The 21,377-nt window shown below is 50.9% G+C and carries 21 protein-coding genes; 11 read left to right on the top strand and 10 right to left on the bottom strand.

Going from position 1 to position 21,377, the window contains the following annotated elements:
* Positions 1-24: 24 nt before the first annotated feature.
* The 6 genes from DFP95_RS12155 (at position 25) to DFP95_RS12130 (ending at position 8,021) form a co-directional block, all read left to right on the top strand.
* Entirely contained in the window at positions 25-930 is a 906-nt protein-coding gene (locus DFP95_RS12155; RefSeq protein ID WP_115992879.1) for a fumarylacetoacetate hydrolase family protein, read from the top strand.
* A 16-nt stretch (positions 931-946) separates the two neighbouring features.
* On the top strand, positions 947-2,428 hold the full coding sequence (gucD, locus tag DFP95_RS12150; protein ID WP_245987584.1) for an alpha-ketoglutaric semialdehyde dehydrogenase GucD: 1,482 nt from the start codon (positions 947-949) through the stop codon (positions 2,426-2,428).
* 46 nt (positions 2,429-2,474) lie between these two features.
* Entirely contained in the window at positions 2,475-4,433 is a 1,959-nt protein-coding gene (locus DFP95_RS12145) for a YjhG/YagF family D-xylonate dehydratase (RefSeq protein WP_425453277.1), read from the top strand.
* A 198-nt stretch (positions 4,434-4,631) separates the two neighbouring features.
* Positions 4,632-6,353 carry a ubiquinone-dependent pyruvate dehydrogenase gene (gene poxB / locus DFP95_RS12140; protein ID WP_115992877.1) on the top strand — a complete coding sequence of 574 codons (1,722 nt, stop codon included), beginning with the start codon at positions 4,632-4,634 and terminating at the stop codon, positions 6,351-6,353.
* Positions 6,354-6,470: 117 nt separating this feature from the next.
* Positions 6,471-7,085: a thioredoxin family protein gene (locus tag DFP95_RS12135; RefSeq protein WP_115992876.1), complete on the top strand. Its 615-nt coding sequence runs from the start codon at positions 6,471-6,473 to the stop codon at positions 7,083-7,085.
* A gap of 30 nt (positions 7,086-7,115) precedes the next feature.
* Positions 7,116-8,021, top strand: a complete 906-nt coding sequence (locus DFP95_RS12130; RefSeq protein WP_342768209.1) for a DMT family transporter — start codon at positions 7,116-7,118, stop codon at positions 8,019-8,021.
* Here the strand turns inward: DFP95_RS12130 and pdxR are convergent.
* The 5 genes from pdxR to DFP95_RS12105 form a co-directional block, all read right to left on the bottom strand.
* Positions 8,011-9,444: a MocR-like pyridoxine biosynthesis transcription factor PdxR gene (pdxR, locus tag DFP95_RS12125; protein WP_115992932.1), complete on the bottom strand. Its 1,434-nt coding sequence runs from the start codon at positions 9,442-9,444 to the stop codon at positions 8,011-8,013. The two genes, DFP95_RS12130 and pdxR, sit on opposite strands and share 11 nt — an antisense overlap.
* Positions 9,445-9,609: 165 nt before the next feature.
* Positions 9,610-10,299: a DsbA family oxidoreductase gene (locus DFP95_RS12120; RefSeq protein WP_115992875.1), complete on the bottom strand. Its 690-nt coding sequence runs from the start codon at positions 10,297-10,299 to the stop codon at positions 9,610-9,612.
* Between the two features lie 26 nt (positions 10,300-10,325).
* A complete protein-coding gene (locus DFP95_RS12115; RefSeq protein WP_245987610.1) occupies positions 10,326-10,982 on the bottom strand; it encodes an NAD(P)H-dependent oxidoreductase in 657 nt (218 codons plus the stop codon).
* A 51-nt stretch (positions 10,983-11,033) separates the two neighbouring features.
* Positions 11,034-11,669 carry a nuclear transport factor 2 family protein gene (locus tag DFP95_RS12110; protein WP_115992873.1) on the bottom strand — a complete coding sequence of 212 codons (636 nt, stop codon included), beginning with the start codon at positions 11,667-11,669 and terminating at the stop codon, positions 11,034-11,036.
* Between the two features lie 54 nt (positions 11,670-11,723).
* Positions 11,724-13,151 (bottom strand): MFS transporter, encoded by a 1,428-nt coding sequence (locus DFP95_RS12105; RefSeq protein ID WP_115992872.1) that lies wholly within the window; start codon positions 13,149-13,151, stop codon positions 11,724-11,726.
* 196 nt (positions 13,152-13,347) lie between these two features.
* On the opposite strand from DFP95_RS12105, the gene DFP95_RS12100 reads away from it, so the two are divergent.
* Positions 13,348-13,680, top strand: a complete 333-nt coding sequence (locus tag DFP95_RS12100) for a winged helix-turn-helix transcriptional regulator (RefSeq protein ID WP_115992871.1) — start codon at positions 13,348-13,350, stop codon at positions 13,678-13,680.
* Positions 13,681-13,688: 8 nt separating this feature from the next.
* Here the strand turns inward: DFP95_RS12100 and DFP95_RS12095 are convergent, their stop codons facing one another.
* Positions 13,689-14,183, bottom strand: a complete 495-nt coding sequence (locus DFP95_RS12095; protein ID WP_115992870.1) for a nuclear transport factor 2 family protein — start codon at positions 14,181-14,183, stop codon at positions 13,689-13,691.
* Between the two features lie 445 nt (positions 14,184-14,628).
* Here DFP95_RS12095 and DFP95_RS12090 point away from each other — a divergent pair, with 445 nt between their 5' ends.
* Genes DFP95_RS12090 through DFP95_RS12075 form a run of 4 tightly spaced genes read left to right on the top strand, consistent with a single transcriptional unit; the run spans position 14,629 to position 17,122 of the window.
* Entirely contained in the window at positions 14,629-15,177 is a 549-nt protein-coding gene (locus DFP95_RS12090) for a 1,2-dihydroxy-3-keto-5-methylthiopentene dioxygenase (RefSeq protein WP_115992869.1), read from the top strand.
* Entirely contained in the window at positions 15,174-15,902 is a 729-nt protein-coding gene (locus tag DFP95_RS12085) for an alpha/beta fold hydrolase (RefSeq protein ID WP_115992868.1), read from the top strand. The genes DFP95_RS12090 and DFP95_RS12085 overlap by 4 nt, the downstream gene beginning before the upstream one ends.
* A gap of 24 nt (positions 15,903-15,926) precedes the next feature.
* Positions 15,927-16,373, top strand: a complete 447-nt coding sequence (locus tag DFP95_RS12080) for a cupin domain-containing protein (RefSeq protein WP_115992867.1) — start codon at positions 15,927-15,929, stop codon at positions 16,371-16,373.
* Positions 16,374-16,399: 26 nt separating this feature from the next.
* On the top strand, positions 16,400-17,122 hold the full coding sequence (locus DFP95_RS12075; RefSeq protein WP_115992866.1) for an alpha/beta fold hydrolase: 723 nt from the start codon (positions 16,400-16,402) through the stop codon (positions 17,120-17,122).
* Positions 17,123-17,270: 148 nt separating this feature from the next.
* Here the strand turns inward: DFP95_RS12075 and DFP95_RS12070 are convergent, their stop codons facing one another.
* From DFP95_RS12070 to DFP95_RS12055, 4 genes are all read right to left on the bottom strand, one after another.
* Positions 17,271-18,035 carry an SDR family oxidoreductase gene (locus tag DFP95_RS12070; protein ID WP_115992865.1) on the bottom strand — a complete coding sequence of 255 codons (765 nt, stop codon included), beginning with the start codon at positions 18,033-18,035 and terminating at the stop codon, positions 17,271-17,273.
* Between the two features lie 111 nt (positions 18,036-18,146).
* Positions 18,147-18,725, bottom strand: coding sequence for a TetR/AcrR family transcriptional regulator (locus DFP95_RS12065; RefSeq protein WP_115992864.1), 579 nt, complete (start codon positions 18,723-18,725; stop codon positions 18,147-18,149).
* Positions 18,726-18,783: 58 nt separating this feature from the next.
* Positions 18,784-19,995 carry an MFS transporter gene (locus DFP95_RS12060; protein WP_425453275.1) on the bottom strand — a complete coding sequence of 404 codons (1,212 nt, stop codon included), beginning with the start codon at positions 19,993-19,995 and terminating at the stop codon, positions 18,784-18,786.
* Positions 19,996-20,320: 325 nt separating this feature from the next.
* Entirely contained in the window at positions 20,321-21,298 is a 978-nt protein-coding gene (locus DFP95_RS12055) for a GntR family transcriptional regulator (protein WP_115992862.1), read from the bottom strand.
* Positions 21,299-21,377: the final 79 nt, after the last annotated feature.

The following is a 21,377-nucleotide window of genomic DNA, read 5'->3' as shown; positions in this document are numbered from 1 at the left end:
ACTTAATATCGGAGGCGATCATTTATGCGTATTTTTCGGTACTGGAACAACTCTCTAAAGTGTCTCGGGGTTATAACGGACGATGATAAGGTATATCGACTAGACTCGCCGGATCTGATAGCGCTTGTCCGGGAGGCCAAGGCAGCGAACGTCCCGACAGCCGAATATGTCCGTTCTCTTGTCTTGAATCAGGTACCGCTGGAAGTACCCGCGGATTCGCTGGATCTTGCCGTGCCGATAGACGCGCCGGAGGTTTGGGCAGCCGGCGTCACTTACTTGCGGAGCCGCGAAGCGCGAAACTACGAAGCGACGGACGGACGTCTGGACGCCGAAACGTTCTACGATAAAGTTTACGATGCCGAGCGCCCGGAGCTGTTCATGAAGTCGACCGCGGCCCGTACGGTAGGACCCGGCGAGCCGGTCTGCATTCGCAGCGACTCGTCGTGGCAGGTGCCGGAGGCGGAGCTGGGGCTGGTGCTGGATAGCGAAGGCGCGATTATCGGCTACACCGCCGGCAACGACATGAGCTGCCGCGACATCGAGGGTGAGAACCCGCTCTATCTGCCGCAGGCCAAAATCTGGAGGCGGTCCTGCTCGATCGGCCCGTTCGTCCGATTGGCGGATACCGTCGCTGATCCGTATGCGCTGACGATCGCGTGCCGTATTTACCGGGATGGGGCGAAGGTAGTCGACGAGTCCGCCAATACCGGGCAGCTGAAGCGTCGGCTGGAGGATCTCGTATCGTTCCTGAAGAAGGACAACGAGCTGTTCGACGGTACGGTGCTGCTGACAGGCACATGCCTTGTGCCGCCGAATCAATTCACGCTGGCGTCCGGCGACCGAATCGAGATCGAAATCGAGGGTATCGGCACTCTGACGAACACGGCCGTATATACACACGAGCTGGAAGCAGCCGGTACTCATGCATAAGGGAGGAAACGAAGAAATGGGAAACGCGGACAATCGGACGAAGCGGTCCGTTATGACGATCGATAACTATATTGGCGGCTTCTGGAAAGAGCCGGCGTCCGGCAAGCGGATGTCGAATCTCAATCCGGCGCGCAGGAGCGAGGTTGTCGGGCTGGTGCCCGATTCCGAGCTAGGTGACCTGAACGAGGCGGTCGAGGCGGCCGAAGCGGCCCGCCGGGCGTGGCGCAAGCTGACCGGCGCCCAGCGGGGAGCGCTGCTGTACAAGGCGGCGGACCTGCTCGAGAGCCGCATGGACGAGATCGGGCGGACGATGACCCGCGAGATGGGCAAGACGCTCGGCGAAGCGAAGGGCGAGACGGCCCGCGGCGCGGCGATCCTGCGCTATTACGCCGGAGAAGGCATGCGGCCGGTCGGCGACGTCATTCCGTCGACGGACTCGGAGGCGCTTATGTTTACGACCCGAATGCCGCTCGGCGTAGTGGGCGTGATTTCGCCGTGGAATTTTCCGGTTGCGATCCCCGTCTGGAAGATGGCGCCTGCTCTCATCTACGGCAACACCGTCGTCTGGAAGCCGGCTGCGGAAACAGCCGTCACCGCGGCTCTGGTGACGGCTTGCTTCCATGAAGCCGGCTTCCCGGCGGGCGTGGTCAATATGGTCGTCGGAGAAGGAGCGTTGATCGGACAGGGCATTGCCGAGCACCCGGGCATTCACGGCATCACGTTTACGGGCTCGGGCAATGTCGGGAAACGGGTCGGCTTGATCGCGCTGGCGCGGGGGGCGAAGTACCAATTGGAGATGGGCGGCAAAAATCCGGTTATCGTCGCGGCCGACGCCGACCTAGATCTTGCGGTCGACGCGACGATCAGCGGCGGGTTGCGATCGACCGGCCAGAAATGCACGGCGACAAGCCGCGTGATCGTGGTGCGGGACGTATATGAAACGTTCAAGGCCAAGCTGGCGGAGAAGGTCAAGGCGCTTCGCGTAGGCGACGGCCTGGAAGCGGAAACGTGGCTTGGCCCCTGCGCAAGCGAGAAGCAATACGAAACCGTCCTTCGGTATATCCGCATCGGCGTCGAGGAAGGTGCTGAGCTGCTATTCGGAGGACGGCGGCCCGAAGATCCGGCTCTCGCCGAAGGTTTCTACGTCACGCCGGCCGTGTTCGACCGGGTGAAGCCTTCGATGACGATTGCGAGGGAAGAGATTTTCGGTCCCGTATTGGCGCTCATCGAAGCCGCCGATCTGGAGGAGGCGATCGCGATCGCGAACGACACGGAGTTTGGCCTTAGCGCTTCGTTATACACGCGCGACATCGGCAGCGCGCTTACGTTCATCCAGGAGATGGAAGCCGGGATGGTCCGCGTAAACGCCGAGACGGCCGGCGTGGAGCTGCAGGCGCCTTTCGGCGGCATGAAAGCATCCAGCTCGTATTCCCGGGAACAAGGCCAGGCGGCTATCGAGTTCTATACGTCGGTGAAAACCGTGTTCGTGAAGCCATAACCGGACGGGAGGAGGACTCGCGATGGATGAACGTTTAAGGGGTGTCATGGGTCCGGACGACGAGGCTTATTTCGAAGTGGCGACGCATGCGCCGGGGCCGTCGGGCTCTCTGCCGCTGACGCCGGAGCAGCTATTGAACGCGCCGAGCGGCGACTTGTTCGGGTGGAGTCAGAACGTCGGCATGGGCTGGCGGCCCGAGCGGCTGAAAGGCCGGGAGGTGCTTCTCCTAGGGACGTTAGGCGGCATTCGCAACGAGGACGGTACACCCGCGGCGCTCGGTTATCATACCGGGCATTGGGAAATCGGGCTGCTGATGAAGGCGGCGGCGGACGAAATCTCGGGAGCGGGCGGTATACCGTTCGCCGGTTACGTCAGCGATCCTTGCGACGGCCGTTCGCAGGGCACGGCGGGCATGTACGATTCGTTGCCCTACCGCAACGATGCGGCGATCGTGATGCGCCGGCTGATCCGCTCGCTGCCGACTCGCTCGGCGGTCGTCGGAGTCGCGACGTGCGACAAGGGCCTTCCCGCAATGATGGTCGCGCTGGCCGGCATGAAGAAACTGCCCGGCGTCATCGTTCCGGGCGGCGTCACGCTTCCGCCTACGCGCGGAGAGGATGCCGGCAAGATCCAGACGATCGGCGCGCGTTACGCGAACGGCGAGCTGACGCTTGAGGAGGCAGCCGATCTCGGCTGCCGGGCTTGCGCGACGCCGGGAGGCGGCTGCCAGTTCCTCGGGACGGCGGGAACCGCCCAGGTCGTCGCCGAGGCATTGGGCTTGACGGTGCCGCACGCGGCTCTCGCCCCTTCGGGTCAGCCGGTATGGACGGCCATGGCCCGCCAGTCTGCCCGCGCGGCCATGGCGCTCGCGGCATCGGGCCTGACGATGAGCGACCTGCTCACCGACGCGTCTATCCGCAACGCGATGGTCGTCCACGCGGCCTTCGGCGGATCCACGAACCTGCTCCTTCATATTCCCGCGATCGCGCACGCGGCGGGGCTCGCCGTCCCGGAAGCCGGAGACTGGGCGGCGGTGAACCGAGCCGTACCGCGGCTTGTCAGCGTTCTGCCGAACGGGCCGATTCCGCATCCAACCGTTCGCGTATTCCTCGCCGGCGGCGTCCCGGAAGCGATGTTGCATCTTCGGAAGCTTGGCGTTCTTGAAGAAAAGGCGCTAACGGCGTCCGGACTTACGGTCGGCGAAGTGCTGGACTGGTGGCAAGGCTCCGAAAGGAGAAGCCGGATGCGCGCCTATCTCGCCGATCGGGAGGGCATCGATCCGGATACGGTCATCTTCAGCCCACTGGCGGCGAAGGCGGCGGGGCTGACGTCGACCGTTACGCTCCCGACCGGTAATCTCGCTCCGGAGGGCTCGGTCATCAAGTCGACCGCCATCGACCCGTCCGTGCTGGATGAGAACGGCGTATTCCGGCACGTCGGCCGGGCGAAGGTTTTCACGACCGAGCGCGAGGCGATCCGCGCGATCAAGCTCGGCGGCATCGCCGCCGGCGATGTTCTGGCCCTGATCGGTCGGGGACCGTCCGGGACCGGCATGGAGGAAACGTATCAGCTGACGTCGGCGCTGAAGCACCTTTCGTTCGGTAAGCGCGTGACTCTGTTGACCGACGCCCGGTTCTCGGGCGTGTCGACCGGCGCATGCATCGGCCACATCGGCCCCGAAGCGCTCGCCGGCGGTCCCGTCGGCCGTCTTCGCGACGGCGACTGGGTAGACATCAGGATCGATACGCGCGGACTCGACGGAAGCATCGACATGGTCGGATGCGGCGAACGGCCGGAATCGCCGGCCGAAGGGGCGGCGCTCCTTGCTGCGAGAACGCCGCACCCGGGTCTGGCCGAAGACCCGGATCTTCCCGATGACACCCGCTTGTGGGCCGCTATGCAGGCTGCAAGCGGCGGCACCTGGAAGGGCTGCGTGTACGACGCGAACCGCATCATTTCTACGTTGAAAGCCGGCATGCGCGCGCTCGAGGAAAACGGCGTTTAGCGAAATCGATAGCTTACAAGTTTTTTCTTTCTTAGTTCTTGTTTTGTGACGGTTGCTTACGATTAAAGCGGCAGGTATTTCGTTCATGCGGAATACCTGCCGCTTTTTCCTGTGGAGCTATCATCTTATCCCGACAACTAGGGAATAGCCTGCTCGTATTATGGCAAAATAGTTAAAAACTGCAAAGGAGATTATCCCTTGAGAAGAACGATAGCGGATTCCATCGTGGAATCCCTTCTGAATGCGGGAGTAAAGCGAATATACGGCATTATTGGCGATTCGCTCAATGCCTTGCTCGATGCGATTCGCCGTTCCGGAGAGATAGAATGGATCCATGTCCGCCATGAAGAGGTTGCCGCGTTCGCGGCCGGCGCGGATGCCGCACTTACCGGAGCGATCGCCGTATGCGCGGGCAGCAGCGGTCCGGGTAATTTGCATCTCATTAACGGATTGTACGATTGCCATCGAAACCGGGTGCCCGTACTCGCGATTGCCGCTCATATTCCAAGCAGCGAAATCGGCAGCGGCTTCTTTCAAGAGACTCGTCCTGACATGTTATTCCGGGAATGCAGCTTCTTCTGCGAAATCGTAACCGGACCGAAGCAAATTCCTCGAGCGGTTACGATGGCGATGCAAACCGCGGTAGCAAGGTCGGGAGTATCCGTCTTAGTGCTTCCGGGCGACGTAGCCGCCTTCGAATACGACGAAAGCCCCGTTCCGGAACGCGTTATTCATTCCACCCGGCCGATCGTCAGCCCGTCGACGGACGAATTGAAGAAGCTTGCCGGCTACTTAAACGAGGGCAAGAGGATCACCATACTGTGCGGCGCCGGATGCGCGGGAGCTCATGCTTCGCTAATGAAGCTGTGCGAGAAGCTGCAATCCCCGATGGTCATAGCGTTGCGAGGCAAAGAATATCTGGAATACGACAACCCGTTTTCCGTCGGATTAACCGGCCTTATCGGATATTCTTCCGGTTATCACGCCATGATGGAATGCGATGTCTTACTTATGCTCGGCACCGATTTTCCATATCGGCAATTTTATCCGGAGAAAGCGACCATCCTCCAGGTTGATTTGGATGCCTCGCGGTTAGGCCGGCGAACGACGCTTACATACGGGGCGTGCGGGGACGTGAAGACGACGGTAGAATTGCTTTTACCCCTGTTAAAGGAAACGCGTTCCCCCGATCATCTGCAGCGCTATTCCGCGCATTATGCCAAAGTACGCGAGGAGCTGGACAAGCTGGCGGCTCCCGGCCGAGCGCCCATTCATCCGCAATTCCTCATGAAGGTCATCAGCGATCTAGCGGACGAGGATGCCGTTCTGACTTGCGATGTCGGGACGCCGACCGTGTGGGCTGCCAGGTACTTGCGTATGAATGGCAAAAGAAGGCTTCTGGGTTCGTTTAACCATGGGACGATGGCTAACGCCATGCCGCAGGCGATCGGAGCGCAGGTTGCGGAGCCGGGACGCCAAGTCGTATCGCTGTCGGGGGATGGAGGACTCGCCATGCTGCTCGGAGATCTATTGACCCTTCGTCAGCATAAGTTACCTATCAAGATCGTGGTCTTCAATAACGGTGCGCTTGGTTTCGTGGAATTGGAAATGAAAGCAGCCGGCTTCTTGGAATTCGGAACGGAACTCGACAATCCTAACTTCGCGGTACTGGCTCAAGCCATGGGAATCGAAGGAATTCGGGTCGAGGATCCGAAGGAATTGGAAAGCGCCGTCCGCCGAGCGTTCGAACACGGCGGTCCTGTCTTGCTGGACGTCGTCGTCAATCGGCAAGAGCTGGCTATGCCGCCGAAGATTAACTTCGAGCAAGCACGCGGATTTACGATGTGGATGTTGAAAGCCGTTCTGAACGGGCAGGGCAACGAAATCATTGAACTGGCGAAAACCAATCTCCTTCGGTAATAAAGCTCGGATTTCCAACTGTCTTTTGATATATCAACAAAACTGACCATTTATTGATGGTCAGTTTTGTTTTATATTCATTCTATTCCAAAGAGAATGAAAAGGATGCGTGAAGAAATGGAAGCAAGAACACGATTGAACTTAAGACACAAAATCGGTCAAGGGATTTCGCCTCGGCAATTCATGGACGGCATGAAGATTCGAGCGATGGAAATCAGTAACATTCCGAATACGAGAGAGCGCTTGATCGACGTTTACGAGAACTTTACTTGGACGTCAGAAGATCACAAAGCATTCTTTACCGCCTTAAACGATCGCTCGGCCATGCGCTGCTTGATTCTATGCACGGATTGGTGCCCGGACGTCATCTGGAACGTCCCCGTACTGTTTCGAGTGATGGAGCAAAGCCGTATTTCGACCGAGGTCCTGCTAATGGAAGAACATTTGGAAACTATGGATCTCTTCCTTACGGATGGCGGGCGGGCGCAGCCGATCGCGGTTATGTTGAATGCGTCCGGTGAAGTTCTTGGCAGATGGGGAGCGCGTCCGGCCTATATTCAGACCGTCATGGATCGGTTCAAGAAGAACAATCCGGATAAACAGGGGGCCGATTATAAGGAGAAATTGAACCAAACCTATCGGGAGATCGGCGAGCTCTATCATGCCGGAAACGAATATCAGGAAGTTATGATTCATGAATTAAGAGACCTGTTTACTACCTTTCCCTCGTGATTTATTAATCTATCAGGAAGCAGGATGACCATGGTGCCACGTTCGCTTTTTCTTGGCTTATTATTACTCAGCCTCATTTGGGGCGGCTCCTATTATTTCATCAAAGTGCTCATTCAAGATTTCGGGCCTTGGACGGTCGTAATGCTGCGATCCGTTCTTGGCTTGGCCGTCATCACTCTCGTTATGGTCGCGTTGCGAAAACCGTTCCGGTTCAAGAATACGCCATGGGTTTCCGTAATCGTTATGGCTCTTGTTAATACTTGCATTCCATGGGCGATCATCGGTTTCAGCGAGATGAGGCTCACGAGCAGCATGGCATCCGTGCTGAATGCGACGACTCCTCTTTGGTCGCTTGTCGTGGGGATTTTATTCTTCGGGATGGTTGCCTTTCGGATGCAATGGGTCGGAATAAGCTCGGCCATTATCGGCTTGATTGTTCTGCTCGGCCTCAATTCCTCTTCGATCATTTCCGTGGATGCATGGGGATTTATCGGGATGATAATGGCTTCTTTGTTCTATGGAATCGGATCTCAATTGTCTAAACGTCTTCTAAAAGCAATATCCACCTATCAGGCCACTTTCTACACGCTATTATTTTCAATGATAGGGAGCGGCGGAATCGCTCTATCTTTGGAAACCATTCCGTATTCGCGGCTTTCCGTGCCGCACAATATAGCCGTTCTGATCGGACTAGGCATCTTCGGCTCCGGGGTCGCTTACATCCTCTTCTATTGGATTGTTCAAAATGGCGGTCCCGTATTCGCGACCATGGTCACCTATCTGCTTCCGGTATGCTCTCTTGTTTGGGGGGCCTCGTTGTTAAACGAACGCATCGGTTGGAGTATGGTAGCAGGACTAGCTCTCATTCTGGCAGGAGTGTTTCTTGCAAGCGGAAAAAGAGTAAAGCTTCCCATGAAATCCAACGCTATTCCATGAACCATGCCTTTCGTAACAAGCGAATTCCGATTTCCATGTCAGCTGGACTTAATCCTGCAAATCCCAAGTACAATTTGGGGTATTTTACGGGATACTGGTTCATCTCCATCCACATTTTTCGAAAGTCATAGACCTTTACTCCCGCTTCTGCCGCCGAAGCTACCAATTGTTCCGACGTTTGGCGCTTTTTAACGGTCAACTGAATGTGGAGTCCGGCGTTTTGTCCCGTGATCTCGACATTGTTACCCAGATGCTCCTGAATCAATGCGATCAAATGGTGGTGCCTTTTGCGGTATAAGTTGCGTACTTTGCGTATATGCCGGTACCAATGACCTTGCTCGATAAAAGACTGCATGGCCCATTGCTCCACGCGCGAAGGGGCATAAACCAACTCGTGCGTCATATTGGATAATCTCTCGATTAATTGCGAAGGCAGAACCATATAATTCATGCGCAATGCCGGCGTTAGAGCTTTCGAGAACGTGCCGATGTAGATGACTCTTCCATACGAATCCAGACTTTGCAAGGAAGGAATCGGTTTGCCCACATAACGGAATTCTCCGTCGTAATCGTCTTCGATAATGTATGCCTTTTTCGCGATGGCCCACTCCAGCAGCCGTTCTCGCTCGGGATATGGCATAGTGCACCCGGTCGGAAATTGATGGGAGGGGGTCACGTATACCATTTGTGCCGTGCTTGCTTCTAAGTCCGTCAATGAAATTCCTTTATCGGTTAAAGGGATCGGTAAAATCTCGCAATCGTTCAACATGAATTGATCCCGAACCAAACTATACCCCGGTTCCTCGAATGCGATACGGCGAGTATCCCTCAGCAATTTGGTCAAGATACCAATACTGTATGCCATCCCTACCCCGATGACGATTTGTTCCGGAGAGCAGATCACCCCTCTCGAATTCCGCAGATAATCGGCTATCATGACACGCAGCCCATGCTCTCCTAGAGGATTCCCGTATTTCCCGATCATGCCCGAATGATTCTCGAGCGCTTCTTTGAGCATTTTACTCCATGTTCGTATGGAGAATGATGCATGATCCAGTGCCGTAGGGTCGAAATCTATGAAATCGGCGTGTTGAACGGATGTTGGTTCTTGCGGCTTTGGGTTAATTTTAATTGGCGACTTAGAGGATTCTGAATCGAGAAATCCAGCGGATATAGGTTTATGAGGGTTCGCCACGTAAAGGCCGGATCTGGGTCTGCTGACCGCATAACCTTCCGCCGTCAGCATCTGATAAGCCGTCTCTATGGGGGTTTTGCTGATATTCAGTTGTAATTGCAATGAACGAACGGACGGTAATCGCACACCGTCTGCAATGCTCCCGTTTCTGATTTGTTCACGGATTTGAATATAAAGCTGTTGATATAACGGTTGTTCGTTTTGATCCGGAAGAAGGATGTCGAACAGGATGCCCACTCCCCAACTGTCTTTTGAAGTAATAAAGTTCCGTCCATTTTCTACAAGTCGGTTCCATTATATATAATGAGTAGTGGTTTCACAATCACAATAGATGAGACAACAGGGTGCTCCAAAAGGTCAAGTTTTTGACCTTTTGGGACACCCTGTCGTCATTTAACATATTCCGTCGCTGCACATATCCGAATCTTCGTCCTTTTGCGATGAACTTACTTCTTTCCAAGCCGCTTCGAGCGCTTGGATAAACGCGCCGACCGGTTGGGCGCCGGAGATGGCGTAACGGTTGTTGATCAGGAAGTAAGGGACGCCTCGAACTCCTAATCGTTTAGCAGCAAGCTGGTCTTCCTTGACCGCTGTCAGGTAACGTTTGCTATCGAGGAGCATATCCACCGTTTCTTGATGGTCCAGCCCCGCTTGTTCTGCGAGCGAAAGAAGCGTTTCGTGTTCCCCGATGTGCAGGGAATCCGTGAAATAAGCTTTATACAACAATTCGAGCACGGCTTCTTCTTTGCCGTATTCCATGGCGAAATGGGACAAGCGGTGCGCGTCCATTGTGTTCGTATGCTTTACCGTATCGTAATTAAAGAGTAGTCCGTCTTGTTTAGCTCTTTCGGCGATGTCGCGGCTTACTTTCGCCATTACTTCCGTGGAAGTGCCTTCTTTGGCGGCGGCGATCTCGAAGAGATGCTTATCGGGATGGATCGCAATCGTCGGATCCAGTTGAAAGCTGCGATAGACGACTTTCACTTGATCGCGGTGAGCAAACGCTTGTAATCCCGCTTCGAAACGCCGCTTGCCGATATAACAGAACGGGCAAATGATATCCGACCATATTTCCACTTTCATATTCGTTTCCCCTCCGCGCAACGGTATTATACGAATTGGACGATGTTTTCCATAGGCCGTCTCGATTTAGCGCGCTTTGGTTCGTTGGCTCGATAACCGAACGCCGTCATCACACTCAAGCCGAATTCATCGTTTCCGAGCAACCCTTTCTTGTCGAGCAGCTCATTGACGGCATCCATTTCAAAGCCTTCGATCGGACATGAATCGATGCCGATATGCGCCGCGGCCGTCATCATATTGCCCATCGCCAAATACGTTTGCTTCGAAGACCAATCCAGCAGCGCCCGCTCGGAATCCAGATGCAAATCATCGTAGAATTGCGCGTAAGCCTGCTTCATGCTGTTATAAACTTCAACAGGCATGCCGTGTACTTGGGTTAACTGCTCCAAGAGGTACGAAGAATCGTGAGTGAGTCCTTTTCTAGCTAAAATGATAACGAAGTGACTCGCTGTAGGAAGCGACCTCATTGCGCCGGATACAAGCGGAGCGAGTTCCCGTCTGAATTCGGGACTTTGCACGACGACGAACTTCCAAGGTTCATTGCCTCCCGAACTTGGAGATAGACGGCCGGTTTCGAGAATGAATCGGAAATCCTCATCTGATATTTTCTTTGTCGGATCGAATTCCTTGGTTGCATGCCTGAAATGAAATGCGGATAATACTTCTGTTTTTATTGCCTCGATATCCATATATGATAGCATCTCCTGTGAGTCGATTTTGGTAGAGTCGATCTTTTACTTTTTGGTTACAGGCGTTCCGGTAACGGGATCCGTATTCGGATCCCAGTTCTTAAGCGGATCCACGCGGAATCGCGTTAATTCCGTGCTGCTGATTTTCCAGACGCCATTCTCTTTTGCATACGTTTCACGGTATTGGCCGTACCCGTGATGTCCCGGATAGGCGTTCTTCGCTTCGGGGAAGGTCAACAAATCCTCCATGGCCCAAATCCCCTTAGCGTGATCCTTGTCGATCATCTCAATCTCGGGCATATATCCGTGGTGTACCGTAGGTGCTTTACCCACCAGATCCCCGATCATTTTCCCGTAAGCTTGTCCGCCGCCTTTGGAATAATCCACGCCGTCGGATACAAGCTTGGCATCCGACGTAAATAGATCCCCGAACTCCGTCCATTTTTTCTCGTCGACAAAACGGAAATAACGGGCTTTTAATTGTTTAACCTGTTCCATGTCTTCCAAGCGTTGATATTTTTCTTCAAGCTCGGTGATTTTGGATGCTTGCAGTGTTTGAGTATCGATGGCTTGAGCAGATTGCGTTAGATTATTATTTTGATCCGTGCATCCAGTGATAACGACTGTCAGAATAGCAACGGCCAGAATCATGCCGGTTAGAAGCTTTTTGTTTTTCAACATGGTCACGTCCTTTGTTTGATTGTTATTTAAGAGACTGAAGCACAATTCACCATTTTATACGTGTACCTCTAGCGGGACGGAAACAGCATTCTTACTCTTGCCCCCGCTCATGAAAGCAAGGATCAGGGCAATGATCGCGAAACAGCCGCTTACGATGAGCGCCGTGTGAAAACCGGATAGTAAAGCCAAGCTTGACTGTTCATGATGGGCTGCAGAGACGGTGACCGTAGTCGCGATCGTCGCCAGAATGGATAAGCCTAAGCTTCCTCCCAATTGCAGGAACGTATTCACGATTCCGCCGGCAATACCGTGTTCCTCGGGTTTAACATCCTGAACGGAACCGACGATAACGGCCGTGAAGGAAGTACCGATCGATAGACCGAGTACGATAAAGGCAGGGAGAATAAACGATACGTAGTTTTTATCCATATCCATACTACTTAACCAGAATAGTCCAATCGCGTTGATGGCTTGGGTGAAAATCAGAACCTTTTTCGCTCCGAATCTACGCATGAAGAACGGCGTGATTTGCGTCACGACGATGGAAGCAAGCCCTAGCGGCAAGAAAGCCAATCCGACGGCTAAAGACGAATAGCCAAGCTCGTGGAAGTACAAAGTCGAGAAATACATGAAGCCGGTCGTATAGGAAAACATCAAAAATCCGATAATATTAGACGTAGCTAGCGAACGAAATTTGAACAGGCGAAGCGGCATCAACGGATTTTTGACTTGTTTTTCGATCCATACAAACATGACCAATACCAATATTCCGATAATCAACATAGCGATTTTGGCAGCCGACCAATTGCCGTCGACATCGGGCATGGAAATACCGTAGACCAGAACGAAAATACCCGCCAATACGGAAATCAATCCTAGCCAATCGATGGACTGTTTCTCTGCTTTGGCCGAAGTACGTACTTTAACGAACGACAAGCCGATGATAAGCAATAATCCCAACGGAACATTCAAATAGAACAACGACCTCCAGCCAGCGGAATCGGTTAGCAAACCGCCGACGATCGATCCGGCCGCGGCACCTCCGGAGCCTAAGGCACCGAATATCCCCAATGCTTTGTTCCGCTGCGGTCCAGCCGGGAAATTATTGCTGATAAGCGACATCGCCGCCGGGATGGAGAGAGCCGCCCCGATCCCTTGTATGGCTCTGCTGGTAATGAGCCAGACAGGATTCATCGCCAAGGCGCCAGCCAACGAAGCGAGCGCGAAGATGGTTAAGCCGATCATTAATACGCGTTTCCTTCCGAGCAAGTCGCTCGCTCGTCCTCCGATCATCAGGAAGCATGCGAAGGTAAGCACATATGAAGTCACGATCCACTGCAAATCGTTCGCTTGCATGTGGAACGCCGTTTGGATGGAAGGTAACGCTACTACGACTGTCGTACTGTTCATGACCTCGATAAACTGGGCAAGACAAACAATAATAAGCAAGAACATATTCGCTTTGGAAATTCTATCACTCACTTCATTTTCTCTCCTATCTCTATCTATATAATGAGGAACGCTAAGTTCCCTCCTCCAATACCTTTAATAAAGCTTCGGACACGATCGCATTTTCCTAGTGCTCCCAGTGACATTTCAAACTTTTTTAACTATACTGCAATTTACCAACTTTATTTTTCGGTCTAATATTAGAAAAAAGATTGCGAGCTGATTAGAAATGAAGGAATTTGATGTTAGTTGCATTGAAACAATATCTGAAGTTTTGCAATTTCTTTCAGGAAAATGGACTTTTTTAGTGATTACTGAGCTACTAAAGGAGCCTCAGCGTTTTAATCAATTACGAAGAAATTTAGGCAACGTCAATACGAAAGGCCTAACGGACACCTTACGGAACTTAGAAGAACATCAAATGATTAGACGGGAGGTATTTCCAACCGTACCCGTGACCGTCGAATATTCGATTACCGATAAAGGAAAAGCTTTCTCGGACATCTTTACGGAAATCAATCGCTGGAAGAAAGAATGGGATCTAAAATTAGTCACTCATTAAGCCGGTAATTATTTGGATGGGTCCCAGTTGGCGAGAGGATCCATTCTGAATCGGGTTAAGTCCAAGACGCTGATTTTCCAGTCTCCATCGACGCGCTCATAAGATTCTCTATATTGGCCATATCCATTATGCCCCTCCGGCGCGCCCTCCTTGTCAGGAAAAGTCAATAAATCCTCCATCGCCCAGATGCCCGTAGCGTGATTTTCATCGATCCAATCAATCTCCGGCATATGTCCGTGGTGAACGGTTGGAGCTGCTCCGACAAGGCTCTCTATTACCGCGCTCATTTCTTCCCCGTTTTTGAACTCATGTCCCGGATTAAGCTTCACGTCAGCCGTAAACAGCTTTGCTAATCCTGACCAATTCTTCTCATCCACGAAGCGGAAATAACGTGCTTTTAATTTTTTGATTTCTTCGATATCGTCCAACCGCTGGTATCTTTTTTCAAGCTCGTTGATTCTGTTGATGAGGTTTTCTTGTTCCGTCATTTGTTGGTTCGTCATATAGGTGTATCTCCTTTATCGTTCGATTTTGTGATGACGACCGCAACTCCAATCGCCTCGGTGTCCACTATAACAGGGATTCATTTTTTTCATAAGGACGCGAATTTTTTAAACATGCTGTACAAAAATAAAGCCATGCGACTACATAAGGAAAGGAGCAAGTTTAATCTGCTCTGTCCCTTTATTGTTTGCCGCGCAATTCTCCATTATTACGAGTCAGCGAATCGTCTAAAAATTGCTTTTCATTATATGTAGTGTATTTTCTCTTGCAACGCTTTACTTTTGTAAAGCATATTTAAAAAATTAGCGTTCTTATGAGATAGATAAAGACCTGCTATAGTTGACACCGAAGCAATTGAAGATTCAATCAAGAGCACGAATGAAGGAGGGGATGGAGGGAGAAGACGAGGGTACATTAAACATTTAATAGAGAGAAGGGTTACTCGTGGCACATATTCGAATTCGCAATACCAATGAACGTATCGAAGCTGAAGATCAAGTGCTTGACTTTCTGGACAAGCAGGCAATTTTATATGAGCACTGGGATTCTAACAAGCTCACGGAAGAACTTAAGGAGAAATTCGTGCTTAGCGACGAAGAGAAGCGGCAAATTCTCGCGACCTACGATTCCGAAATTAAAGATCTGGCCGGTCGGCGCGGATATAAGATATGGGACGTAATCACTCTGTCCAAAGCGACGCCGAACTTGGAGGAGCTGCTGCAAAAATTCGAAGCGGTGCACACGCATTCAGAGGATGAAATTCGAGCAATCACGGCGGGCAAAGGAATCTTTATCATTAAAGGCACGGATGATATAGGCTACTTCGACGTCGAGCTTGAAGCGGGCGACGTCATTTCCGTTCCGGAATCCAAGCCGCATTTCTTCACGCTAATGGACAATCGCAAAATCGTAGCGGTTCGCCTCTTCATCGAGGCGGAGGGCTGGGTAGCTTCGCCTTATAACGATCCCGAGTTTAAGGAGAGCAAGCGATGAGTACTTTTATATTAGTTCATGGATCGTGGCACGGAGCATGGTGTTGGGAAAGAATAGTTCCTATGCTGGAACAAGCAGGACACCGGGTAATTGCCATAGACTTACCTGCACACGGTAAGGATCATACACCGATTGCCGAAGTTAACTTGAAGAGTTATACGGACTGTCTCAGCGCGGTTTTGGAACAACAATCCGAGAAGGTCATTCTGGTTGGACATAGCATGGCAGGAGTAGTCATCAGCCAGACAGCTGAATATTTCCCCGAGAAAATCGAGAAACTAATATATCTGTGCGCGTTCCTTCCGGAAAGCGGTCAGACGTTGTTCGATGCGTTCGGAATCGTTGATCTAGGCGATGACGCTCCGACAGCAGTTTACATTGACGAAGCTCAAACGTACATCGGTCTTATAGATGAAGCGATCCAATCCCATTTCTTTGCCGATTCTTCGGAAGAGGTCTTTCAGTATGCCAAAGCAAAGCTCGTTAAAGAGCCTTTGATCCCATCGGTTACGCCTATCCAAATAACGGAAAATAAATTCGGTTCGGTACCTCGCGTATACATCGAGGGGCTTAGAGACAGAGCCATTCCGATCAAACTGCAAAGAGCCATGTATGCCAAAATGCCTTGCGAACAAGTCATTACCATGGATACGGATCATTCGCCATTTTATTCCCACACAACAGAATTGGTAGATAATCTGTTGCAGCTAGTCTTAAAGAAATGATTTATGAGATAGGAGAATGACAACATGAGTAAACCAGTCGTTAATTTCGCTAAGGATGTCGTTTGGTTCGACACTATGCCAGGCGAGCAAATGGCGGTGCGCCTTCACAGCAATCAAGTTGGCGGAGCCTTATCTATCGTGGAAGCTCGCGTTCCGTCTCTGATGGGACCTCCGAAGCATATCCATAACGAACGCGAAGAAACGTTTGAAATCCTCGAAGGCACTTTCCGTTTCCAAGTGGGAGATGAGGAATTCGATGCCGCTCCGGGAACAAGCGTTACGGTACCTCGCGGCACGCCGCACGCGTGGGCTAACGTAGGTCCCGACACGGGGCGGATGCTGTTCATCTTCACGCCGGGCGGAATCGACGATTTCTTCATTGAAATCGGTCGTCATTCTCTCGAGGAGATCGTTCAAATCGCAGCCGAAAACGACACAGTGATTATCGGACCGCCAATGGTTGTGAAATAAACGAATTTGACTAGGAGAGTTATAAAATGAGTACTTTCGTTCTTGTTCATGGATCATGGCACGGAGCATGGTGCTGGAATAAACTTGTACCGCTTTTGGAAAACGAAGGACACAAGGTAGTAACCTTCGATTTACCTGGTCATGGCTTAGATAAAACGCCGGTGCAAGAAATTAAGTTAAAACACTATACGGATAGTTTAACCCGTATTTTAGATAACGAGTCGGAGCAAGTCGTTTTGGTTGGACACAGCATGGCTGGACTTGTCATCACGCAAACAGCAGAGTACCGCCCGGAAAAAATCAAGTCTCTCGTCTATTTGTGCGCGTACTTGCCTAAAAACGAGCAAACGCTGCTTCAAATTTCGCAAAGCGAGATCAAAGATAAGCCTTCCGATACGCCTTCAGCCGTTATTTTCAGTGAAGATCACGTCTATATGGATCTCGATAAGGATCGGATACATGCGAATTTCTATGGGGATTGCTCGGAAGATGACGTGAACTATGCGAAAGACAAGCTCTGTCTTGAACCGCTTGCGCCTTTCTTCGAGTCGGTCCATCTTACAGAAAACGCGGATTCAATTCCTCGATACTATATTGAAACGTTGAGGGATAAAGCGATCTCGATTGGTCTGCAACGGCAAATGCAAGCGGAAAAGCCGTGTAATGAAATCATAAGCTTGGATTCGGACCACTCGCCGTTCTTTTCGCATCCGGTGGACTTGGCCGCTCATTTAAATCGTTTAGCCTAAGCGAAAGTACAAGGAAAAAAAGCAACCGTCAATACCGCTTGAAAGCGGGTCTGGCGGTTGCTTGCCTTTAAATCGACAATTTCGCTTTTTTGCACATTCAACTAGAACGATCATTCTATTAATCCGAAAAATTTTTATTAGAGACGATTTACCATGGCAACGTATTTTCCAGGTAGAAGAACGTACCGGTCGGACCATCCTCGGGTAGCGTTGCCGCCATGATGCTCGTACGGCTGCCCTCCGCCTCATCGATGTCCGCCGCTCCTCCGCCGATTTGAGTGCGAGCCCAACCCGGATGAATGGAATTGACTTTAATCGGCGTTTCCTTGAGTTCTGCAGCCAAATGAATCGTGAAGGCGTTAATCGCTGCTTTAGAAGCATTATAAGCAAATATCTTCAATGAATAGATCGGTGAGTTCGGATCTGCTTGGAGTGAGAGCGATCCCAGAATAGTGGATAGATTTACGATACGTCCGGCATCGGATTTGCGTATCAGCGGCAGAAGTATCTGTGTCAGATCAACTTGAGCAAAGAAGTTGGTTTCGAATGAGTCACGCAAAATTTTCAACGGCAGAGTACTTGTTTGGTAAATAGGTTTGGATGAAATACTTTCCTGATCCAACAAAATCCCTGCGTTATTAATTAATATATCCAGCTTACCGTAGTTCTCAATAAAGTAATGATAAGCAGCCCTATTATCTTCATGCACATTGACATCGATTTTAATGCTTTCGACTTTGAAACCTTCTTGTTTCAATTGTTGAGCGGCTTCAATACCTTTCTTAGCATCTCGTGTGCCGATGACTACAGCAGCTCCTAATTGGGCCAGACCACGAACGGTTTCCAATCCGATACCCTGAGCTCCTCCAGTTACAAATGCCACTTTGCCGTTTAAATTCTGTGTCGTAGTCATATCTAAATCGTCTCCTTTTAATAAAAATGATGTGGGGGTGAAGTTTCATGAACGATAAATTGTAACTTTTACGGGAACGATCATTCTAATTTGATTAAAAAAATAATATATTTACTTTTCCAAGACTTTCATCGATAAGTCGGCTATACGATAAAGCTTTTCTTTGCTTATCGAAGTTCGTACCATTACTCTTAGTCCCAGAATCGCATTATGCAAGGACTCCGCAAGAACTTCGGCTTCAAAGTCGGATGAAAATTCCCCGTTCTGCCGTCCCCAATGAATAATATCGACGAGTAGCTGCTCTTCCTTGGCGAAGCCTTTAGTTGCTTTAACATCGGCATCGGTATCGCGTGCAGCCAGCTCTACTGCCGCATTCACAAACATACAGCCGTTAGGAGCATCATCCGTTTCATCGATCGTGTACTTGAAAATGAAACGTATCGCTTGAGTAGCCGTTTCAGAATGTTTAATTCCTCTTTCAAGATTGGTACTCATTATTTCCCCGTAACGATCCAACGCTTTAAGAAACAAGGTATGTTTGTCGGAGAAAGTGTCGTATAGGCTTCTTCTATGAATGCCCATATGTTCAACAAGATCGTTCATCGATGTTTTTTCGTAGCCTTGTTCCCAGAAGAGCTGCATGGCCTTGTGAAGAACCGCATTCTCGTCGAATTCTTTGCTCCTTGCCATTCAAGTTCACCTCCCGAGCACATCTTAACATTACGGGAACGATTAGTAAAGAATGATTTTATAGCTTGTCCGGATCCAATCCTTTCGATTCTTTACCGAAGAACAGCAGCACAAGTGCCCCAATGGCAATCGCAATGAAAAAAATCATAAAAATCGAGGAAATTCCTATTTCTTTCGAGACCAGTACACCTACCAAATAAGGACCGATTACTCCGCCTACGCGACCGAAAGAAGCGGCAAGCCCGACGCCTGTGGAACGGATGGCGGTCGGGTACAATTCGGGGGTATAGGCATACAGGCCTCCCCATGCGCCTAGGTTAAAGAAGGAGAGGCAAATGCCGGCCGCGATCAGCGTGCCTTCCGTATCGGCATTGCCGAACCATAACGCGCTTGCCGCCGTCATTAACAAATAGGTGACGAGGACAAACTTACGGCCGAATTTCTCGATAAAGTACGCGGAGGTAAAATATCCGGGTAGCTGTGCCAACGTCATAATCAATACATATTGAAAGCTTTTAATAAGAGTGAAGCCCTTGAGAACCATTACGGACGGAAGCCACAGGAACATCCCGTAGTAAGAAAATACGACCGTGAACCATAATATCCAGATCGTCAAAGTAGATTTGCGGTACCTGGATGACCAGACGGATGCAAACCGCTCTTGGAACGATAACTTCCGGCTCCGCTGCTCCGTATACCTAGGTGAATCCTGAATGGCACGTCTGAGATATAGAGCATATAGAGCAGGTAACGCACTAATGATAAAGGCGGCTCTCCAGCCATAGTCGGGAATGACGAAGTAAGCGATAAGCGCCGCTACGATCCAACCGCCAGCCCAGAAGCTTTCGAGCAACACGACCGCTCTTCCTCTTTTCTCCAAGGGAAAAGACTCGGACACAAGCGTTGAAGCGACCGGAAGCTCCCCTCCGAGTCCGAACCCGCTTATGAAACGAAGAACGCATAATACCGCAAAGCCGGTAGCCAGGGCGGATAACCCGCTTGCCGCGGAGAAAATAAGAAGCGTCCAAAGCAGTATCGAGCGACGTCCGTACCGGTCGGCGAGCGAACCGGCTACTATAGCACCTACGGCCATTCCGATTGAATTGATAGCCGTCAGCAGTCCGATCTGCTCAGCCCCCAGATTCCATTCCACGGCAAGCGCGGCAGCGACGAACGAGATGATCCCCACGTCCATGGCGTCGAATAGCCAGCTGAAGCCCGCGCTAAACAGCAGTTTCCGATGTGCCGGATCACTTAGATGTCTATTCAAGCTGACCCCCCTGAGTTCCATTGAAACTTTGCGAATCTATACGCTCTAACATTGTTCGCCTTGTTACATAATCGTATTCCGGTTGACAGCCAGTCCCGGCAGTCCAGTCCTCAGGGGGGCGACTGTAAAGAAGCTGCGAAAAGCGGTTATAAGGCATAAAAAATCCTCCTCGGGTTCTCGAGGAGGATTATTCAATATTATCTGTCCTTTTTATCTCCGTCTTTCAAACCGAGTCCGTCGCGCACGTCGTCCATGATCGTTTCAACCGCTTTACCTAACATATCTATGGAAGAAACATCCTCCTGATCATGCGGTTTCGGCTACCTTAAACCGTTACTTGCGTAACAAGCTCCTGCAATAAATTTTCGCTGCTTTTCTCCAGCTTCATAGAGAATAACTCTGTTTTGTCAGGCAGCATTTTTTTCAACTCCGGGTATACGGCGGCCGATGCATAAATTTTGTCCAAGTGCCGTAACTCCTCGTTCAGATCTTCGTGCTCATTCATTCCCATCGTCTCGAATTCAACCTGATTAATACCGGCTTCGCGAATTCGGTTGGCCATCCATTCTCCACCCGTTTTGCCTAGACAGACGAAAGCGACGCGAGTGCCTTGCTTCAGCTTGGCGATATCAAGCAGCAAAGAAGCTTCGATTGTTGCACCGATCACCATAATCTTACTGTCGAAGCGGGCAAAGAGCGATTTGACCTCATCCGCGTGATTCAGAGTCGTGACGATGAGATGGGAACGCTGGACAACCTCTCTAATAGCGACTTCGTTTCCGGAGAGATCCTCCAGAAACAAAGTTTCGACTTCCCCTTGGGTTGCCGATTCAATGCTCTTGCGATAAAAAGGATGATCATGACCTTTGCACTCCACCAGCGAGATGCGCAGCTTAACGTTAGGATATGGCGGATGCAGCAAGGAGTAAGCAAGGCCTGCCATGAAAAAAGATTGCATATTAAAGCCCATGGCTGCAGCCGCTTCAATAGTATCGTTCAACAGTTGCTGCATGGGTTTCCGTTCTTCCAGGAGCTGTTTGAACTCGATGCCGCCGGTGATTTGCGTACCGCGACCTTTTTGCATAAGAACAAGACCCTCGTCCCTAAGCTGGCTATATACCCAGTTGATCGTATTCCGATTAAGCTCAAGCTCGTCCGCCAATTGGCTTGCCGAGGGAAGCATATCTCCGGTTTCTATTTGACCGATTCCGATTAACCATTTCAGTTGTTCTTTGATTTGAGTATTTACGTTAAAGGTCAAATGGGGATCAACTTGGAGGATAAATTTATTATCTTCTTTCATTAAAGACACCTCATTTCATGGTTCACTGGGTATATTATAGCACAGTTTTTTATCATTCTAATATGAACCTCAGTTTACT

Source organism: Cohnella lupini (genome assembly GCF_003386205.1).
GTDB classification, from domain to species: domain Bacteria; phylum Bacillota; class Bacilli; order Paenibacillales; family Paenibacillaceae; genus Cohnella; species Cohnella lupini.
Note: the sequence above shows the minus strand (reverse complement) of the source record. Positions and strands in the feature narration are given on the sequence as shown.

Bases quoted from the DNA above. Each gene is read 5' to 3' on its own strand.
- DFP95_RS12155 (WP_115992879.1), top strand. From the start codon at position 25: ATGCGTATTTTTCGGTACTGGAACAACTCTCTAAAGTGTCTCGGGGTT.
- gucD (WP_245987584.1), top strand. From the start codon at position 947: ATGGGAAACGCGGACAATCGGACGAAGCGGTCCGTTATGACGATCGAT.
- DFP95_RS12145 (WP_425453277.1), top strand. From the start codon at position 2,475: ATGGGTCCGGACGACGAGGCTTATTTCGAAGTGGCGACGCATGCGCCG.
- DFP95_RS12135 (WP_115992876.1), top strand. From the start codon at position 6,471: ATGGAAGCAAGAACACGATTGAACTTAAGACACAAAATCGGTCAAGGG.
- DFP95_RS12130 (WP_342768209.1), top strand. From the start codon at position 7,116: ATGGTGCCACGTTCGCTTTTTCTTGGCTTATTATTACTCAGCCTCATT.
- DFP95_RS12120 (WP_115992875.1), bottom strand. From the start codon at position 10,299: ATGAAAGTGGAAATATGGTCGGATATCATTTGCCCGTTCTGTTATATC.
- DFP95_RS12110 (WP_115992873.1), bottom strand. From the start codon at position 11,669: ATGTTGAAAAACAAAAAGCTTCTAACCGGCATGATTCTGGCCGTTGCT.
- DFP95_RS12100 (WP_115992871.1), top strand. From the start codon at position 13,348: ATGAAGGAATTTGATGTTAGTTGCATTGAAACAATATCTGAAGTTTTG.
- DFP95_RS12095 (WP_115992870.1), bottom strand. From the start codon at position 14,183: ATGACGAACCAACAAATGACGGAACAAGAAAACCTCATCAACAGAATC.
- DFP95_RS12085 (WP_115992868.1), top strand. From the start codon at position 15,174: ATGAGTACTTTTATATTAGTTCATGGATCGTGGCACGGAGCATGGTGT.
- DFP95_RS12080 (WP_115992867.1), top strand. From the start codon at position 15,927: ATGAGTAAACCAGTCGTTAATTTCGCTAAGGATGTCGTTTGGTTCGAC.
- DFP95_RS12075 (WP_115992866.1), top strand. From the start codon at position 16,400: ATGAGTACTTTCGTTCTTGTTCATGGATCATGGCACGGAGCATGGTGC.
- DFP95_RS12070 (WP_115992865.1), bottom strand. From the start codon at position 18,035: ATGACTACGACACAGAATTTAAACGGCAAAGTGGCATTTGTAACTGGA.
- DFP95_RS12065 (WP_115992864.1), bottom strand. From the start codon at position 18,725: ATGGCAAGGAGCAAAGAATTCGACGAGAATGCGGTTCTTCACAAGGCC.
- DFP95_RS12055 (WP_115992862.1), bottom strand. From the start codon at position 21,298: ATGAAAGAAGATAATAAATTTATCCTCCAAGTTGATCCCCATTTGACC.